General features: G+C 40.5%; 4 protein-coding genes. All 4 read right to left on the minus strand.

Annotated features, from left to right (window positions below; genetic code table 11):
* Positions 1-176 precede the first annotated feature (176 nt).
* Positions 177-527 carry a PIN domain-containing protein gene (locus PL8927_RS04925; protein ID WP_083618229.1) on the minus strand — a complete coding sequence of 117 codons (351 nt, stop codon included), beginning with the start codon at positions 525-527 and terminating at the stop codon, positions 177-179.
* A complete protein-coding gene (locus tag PL8927_RS04930; RefSeq protein ID WP_083618231.1) occupies positions 515-769 on the minus strand; it encodes an AbrB/MazE/SpoVT family DNA-binding domain-containing protein in 255 nt (84 codons plus the stop codon). Before PL8927_RS04930 ends, PL8927_RS04925 begins: the two co-directional genes overlap by 13 nt.
* Before the next feature lie 164 nt (positions 770-933).
* Positions 934-3,498 (minus strand): adenylate/guanylate cyclase domain-containing protein, encoded by a 2,565-nt coding sequence (locus PL8927_RS04935; protein ID WP_083618233.1) that lies wholly within the window; start codon positions 3,496-3,498, stop codon positions 934-936.
* A gap of 244 nt (positions 3,499-3,742) precedes the next feature.
* On the minus strand, positions 3,743-4,876 hold the full coding sequence (locus PL8927_RS04940) for a glycosyltransferase family 4 protein (protein WP_083618235.1): 1,134 nt from the start codon (positions 4,874-4,876) through the stop codon (positions 3,743-3,745).
* Positions 4,877-5,167 lie beyond the last annotated feature (291 nt).

The raw sequence follows: 5,167 nt of genomic DNA on the forward strand, positions 1-5,167 counted from the left end.
GTTGTAATATTTTATCGTAGGGGTTTGGTCTCCAAACCCTCTTTGCGCCTGGGTTTGGAGACCAAACCCCTACAAAACTTTTTCACAAATCATTTAGGATTGCTATATTTTGCAATTTTTAGAACTTTCTATTCAATAAAATTAAACCCTTTAACTTCTCTTACACCTTTATCAAATTAAAAAGTTTGATCACACCCTAAAGATTGATTAAGCGTTGCAACTAAGCAATCTGAAAAGTCTGCTTTACTATTCTTATATTTTTCTAAAGATAAACTAATAATTTCTCTATTCTCAAATTCAAAAAAAGAAATACTTAATAAACGATTTAATACATTATAAATTTCTATCTTTTTATATTTATAGGCTGACTCCAAAACCCAAATTAATTCACACAAAACAATATTATTAATTAAAATAGTTTCTTCATGGGCTAGAAGTTGATTGATTAACTCAGTTGCTTTTTGGCTTTGTTTCAAATCATCTTGCACTAGATAGCGAACAAGAATATTAGTATCTAATCCTTGCATATTCTATTAACTTGTCTTTGCTTAATTACATCATTCATCGTTTCTATAGAGACAGGCTGCATCCCTGGACGATGTAAAATTCCTTTTAATTCTTGAACAGATGAAGGGAGACGGTTGATAAAAACCCGTCCATCTGCATCAATGGTAAAATCAAGAATATCGCCCGGTTTGACGTTGAGATAATTGATAATATTTTCAGGTAATTTAATTTGTCCGGTGTCAGTAACTTGAGTCTTTGACATTGTGACGTTGACCTTTAACTCACTTTGCTTCTAGGGTAACAAAAATGTTAAATTTTGTCAATCTAAATTACCCCACTTACGCTAACTAATTTTCAATTAAACTAAAGTTAACTTGAAAGATAGTCGGAGATTCTTCGCTGCATTCAGAATCACAAGAGATTGATTTATTTTGTTGTCATGGTATATACTCCATCCCACTCTTCAGGAACAGAAGTTTGTAAATATTGTTGCGATCGCCCGATATGAATTTGTACCGCCCGATCATCAGGACGCATTTTTTTCGCTTCTTCAAAAATCCGAATGGCTTGTTTAAAATCTTTAGCTAAATAAGCCATTCTCGCTTGATTAAAACAATCTAAAAACTCTTTTGCGGGTGCATCTAAAGCCAGAGAACGATTACCAATTAACTCATAAATACTCACCGCCTGATTCTTTCCTTTAACCCGAACTCGATCCAACTCCCGAACCCAAATTTTATCTTGGCATAAATGATAGGTCATCTCACTAATAATAATATCACAACCATATTGTTTAGTAATTTGTTCCAGACGAGAACTTAAATTCACCCCATCTCCAATTACAGTATAGTCCATGCGTTTTTGTGAGCCAATATTTCCCGATACCACTTCACCCGAACTCATCCCAATACCGATTCTAATTTGGGGTTCATCCGGTCGCATTTGGTTAAATTCCTTTAAGCGTCGGCGCATATCTAAAGCCGATTTTACCGCCATCCAAGCATGATTATCTCGCAGGGGAAGGGGTGCACCAAATACCGCCATTAACGCATCCCCAATGAATTTATCTAAAGTACCTTCATGGGAAAAAACCGCTTCTACCATCGTTTCAAAATATTGGTTTAATAAAGCTACCACATCTGAAGCTTCTAAATTTTCGGTTAACGTTGTATAACCCCGAATATCGGAAAATAAAATCGTGACTTCTTTGCGTTCTCCCACCATTAAAACATCTTCTCCGAGTGCCATCACCTGTTCAGCAACACCCGGAGTCATATATCGATACATGGTGGTTTTCATCCGTTTTTCGCGGCTAATATCTTCTAAGACAACTAACCCTCCTCTCACCCCTCCTTCCGGGTTTGTTAGGGGGTTAACGGTTAAATTAATACTGCGTTCAATTTCCCGAACTTGCTGTTTAGAATAAGTTGTATCCTTGTGTTGTAAAGCTGTGGATTCTCCCCAAGGATAATAAAGTTCGGGATGATAGCGATCAGGAATTCCTAAAACGGGAATTATTTGGGTAATATTATCTTTAGTTTCTTCCTGTTTAATTAAACCGACGGTTAAACTTTGTTCGGGGACATAATGACGGGCGGCATGGCGTAAACTATCTTCTAAACGGAATCTTAAATTTTCAATGGGTACAACTTCCCACACATAACGACCCGTTAATTTTTCTTCCCAATATTGACGAATAGTGCGCTCGCCCGCTTGCGGTTTTGGACAGCCTAACAACTCCAAGGCTGCATCATTAATTGTCACAATTCTTCCTTTTAAATCCGTCGAAATTACCACATCAGAAAGACTTTGTAAAATATCCTTTTGATATTGTTTTTCCACCATCACATTTTCAAATAACTGAGCATTTTGCAAAGCAATTCCTGCCTGAGCATTAAACGCCCTTAAAAATTCCTCATCGGAATTTGTAAAACTGCCTTTATTCTTATTAATTAACTGAGTCACCCCAATTAATTCTCCCGCCGCATTATAAACAGGCATACATAAAATATTGCGAGTTTGATAACCTGTTCTGCGATCAGTTGTGGGGTCAAAACGTGGATCGCAATAGGCATCAGGAATATTTAAAACTTGACCCGTTGACGCCACATAACCTGCAATGCCTCGATTCGCCGGAATCCGAATTTCCATCATTTTTGAACCCTCGGCATTTGCAACTTTTGTCCACAATTCATGGGTCTCTTTTTTTAATAAAAATAACGTGCTGCGATCGGCTTGCATTAAATCCCGTGCCTGTTCCATTACCGCTTTTAATGTCGTTTCTAAATCCAAACTTTGTCCTAAGGTCGTTGTTGCTTTTAATAATGCAGCGACTCCCCGTTGATTTCGAGCGGCAACAAAAAACGATTGACAACTTTCTAAAATAATCCCAATAGAATCAGCAAAGGCGCGAAATTGTTGTTCATCTTCTTCTGTAAACGCTAAATCTTCCGCTTTATTTAGCAGTCGCACCACCGCCACGGCTTCCTCTGGTTTTTGACTGCTAAAAATCGGCATACACAGAATAGTCCGGGTATGATATTCGGCGGGTTCATCGACTTCCGCATCAAATAACGGACAGTTGTGAGCATCCGCCACATTCATCGCTTTTCCCGTGCGGGCAACATATCCTAAAATTCCCGAATCCATTGGTAAACGAATTTCTTTCGCTTGTCCGGTTCCCTCCTGAACTTTGGTATACCAGAGTTGGTTTTTACCTCGATTAATTAAAAAAATGGTTGTACAATCAGCTTGCAGAAGTTGCCCAATTTTTAGGGTAAAAGCATCAAGCAACTGTTCTAACAAGGTTTCGATCGCTTCATTATTAATTAGATCAATTGCCCGCAAAAATTGCTGGAATTCTGCGGTAATAAAATCTAAAATGCAAATAAATTCCCCAATTGGCAGATTTTTGACACGCGCTGCCAACAGGCCCATACGATCCACTTGTGTAAGCGTAGCTAAGATGCTACCAGCATTAGAAAAAGTCATGGGAAGGGGATAGTTGGGGTGAAGGATAGAGAACTCAAAAACTCTGATCCCAGAGGGTTAAGTGGTTTTGATCGAATCAAACTTTCCCAACTATAGAGATATAGATAGAATGAATAGTTGACACTCCTCAGCCTAAAGGCATGAGGATTGTTTAGAGGAGAGAGTTTTCGATGAGTAGATGATAACAGACAAGAGATGGTCATAGTTTCCATCCTTGCCTTCAATCTAAAGTTTCTCGTGAGCCCTAAGCGACAAAGGGCAAAGAGTAACGGCTGAGAATTTCTTGATAGTAAGATCGTAGCTGTTGAGTAGCCGCAGTCCATCCCCAGCGTTCTGCTTCTAAACGGGCATTTTGGCGCAGGGTTTCCCGTTCTTGCGGGTTTGCCAATAACCGTTGAGTTGCTGTAATTGCCCCATCTTCGTCACCGGGATCAAACAAATAGCCATTAATGCCATCGGTGACAATATCAGGAATTCCCCCAGACCGAGCCGCCACCACTGGAGTTCCTGCGGCCATTGCTTCCAATAGCACTAACCCTAGGGTTTCGGTACGCGAGGGGAAAATAAACGCATCCGCCGACGCATAGGCCGTTGCCAGGTCTTTCCCCCGGAGATAGCCGACAAAATGGGTGGGGGTTTTGTGAAAATGGGCTTCTAGGACTTGACGGTTAGGGCCATCTCCCACAAGGGCCAAACGAGAATTCGGAATTTTCTCTAAAACGGGTTTAATCCGTTCAATTTCTTTTTCAGCCCCCAAACGGCCCACATAGAGTAATAAAGGGCTGTCCGGGTGTCCTTGACTGAGAAAATCCCGCATTTCCACGCTGGCTAAGGAGGGTTGAAACAGTTCTGTATCGACGCCCCGTTGCCATAAATCCAGCCGTTCAATTCCATGATTACCGAGTTCAAGCACCATAGCCGTTGAGGTACAAAGATTTAACTGGGCTTGGTTATGGGCGGCTCTTAACATACTCCACAGTACCTCCTCCAACATTCCTAAGCCATAATGATGCAAATATTGGGGTAAATGGGTATGATACGATGCAACTAAAGGAATATTTAACTTTTTGGCATAATATAAACCTCCTAGCCCCAAAATAGCCGGGTTCGCCACATGAATCAAATTCGGTTGAAATTTTTCTAATTCCACGCCAATACCCGGATGGGGAATACCCAGTTTTAACTCTGGGTACAGGGGTAGAGGTACTCCCTCAACTCCATAGATTCTGGCCCCTTTGTATTCCGTGAGTCCCCCTGCTGGAGAAATTACTAATACTTCGTCTCCCAACCGTTGTAACTGTTCGACCGTATGACACAGCCGCGTCACGATCCCATCAATTTTGGGTAAAAAAGTCTCAGTGAAAAGAGCGATTCGCATACAAGCTATACACTGATATCAATAGTCCTAGCTCCCCCATCATCTCAGAATTTGCGATCGCTGTTAACTGTTAACTGTTGACTGTTAACTGTTGGCTGTTGACTGTTGACTGTTGACGGGCGAGGAGGGACATAAGGAGTGTCAACTTAAGTCATAATGCCCTGAAATAAATTTCGGGCTAAGAAGCTCAAGTCATCTAAAGATGACTCAAAACTTCTCTTTCTTAACCCGTTTTAACGGGTTTAAGCTTTTAGCCTGAAATTTATTTCAAGGCTTTTGGCGTTAAGTTGA

The organism is Planktothrix serta PCC 8927 (assembly GCF_900010725.2).
Taxonomy (GTDB): domain Bacteria; phylum Cyanobacteriota; class Cyanobacteriia; order Cyanobacteriales; family Microcoleaceae; genus Planktothrix; species Planktothrix serta.

Excerpts from the sequence above, each read along its gene's own strand:
- PL8927_RS04925 (WP_083618229.1), bottom strand. The coding sequence starts at position 527 with ATGCAAGGATTAGATACTAATATTCTTGTTCGCTATCTAGTGCAAGAT.
- PL8927_RS04930 (WP_083618231.1), bottom strand. The coding sequence starts at position 769 with ATGTCAAAGACTCAAGTTACTGACACCGGACAAATTAAATTACCTGAA.
- PL8927_RS04935 (WP_083618233.1), bottom strand. The coding sequence starts at position 3,498 with ATGACTTTTTCTAATGCTGGTAGCATCTTAGCTACGCTTACACAAGTG.
- PL8927_RS04940 (WP_083618235.1), bottom strand. The coding sequence starts at position 4,876 with ATGCGAATCGCTCTTTTCACTGAGACTTTTTTACCCAAAATTGATGGG.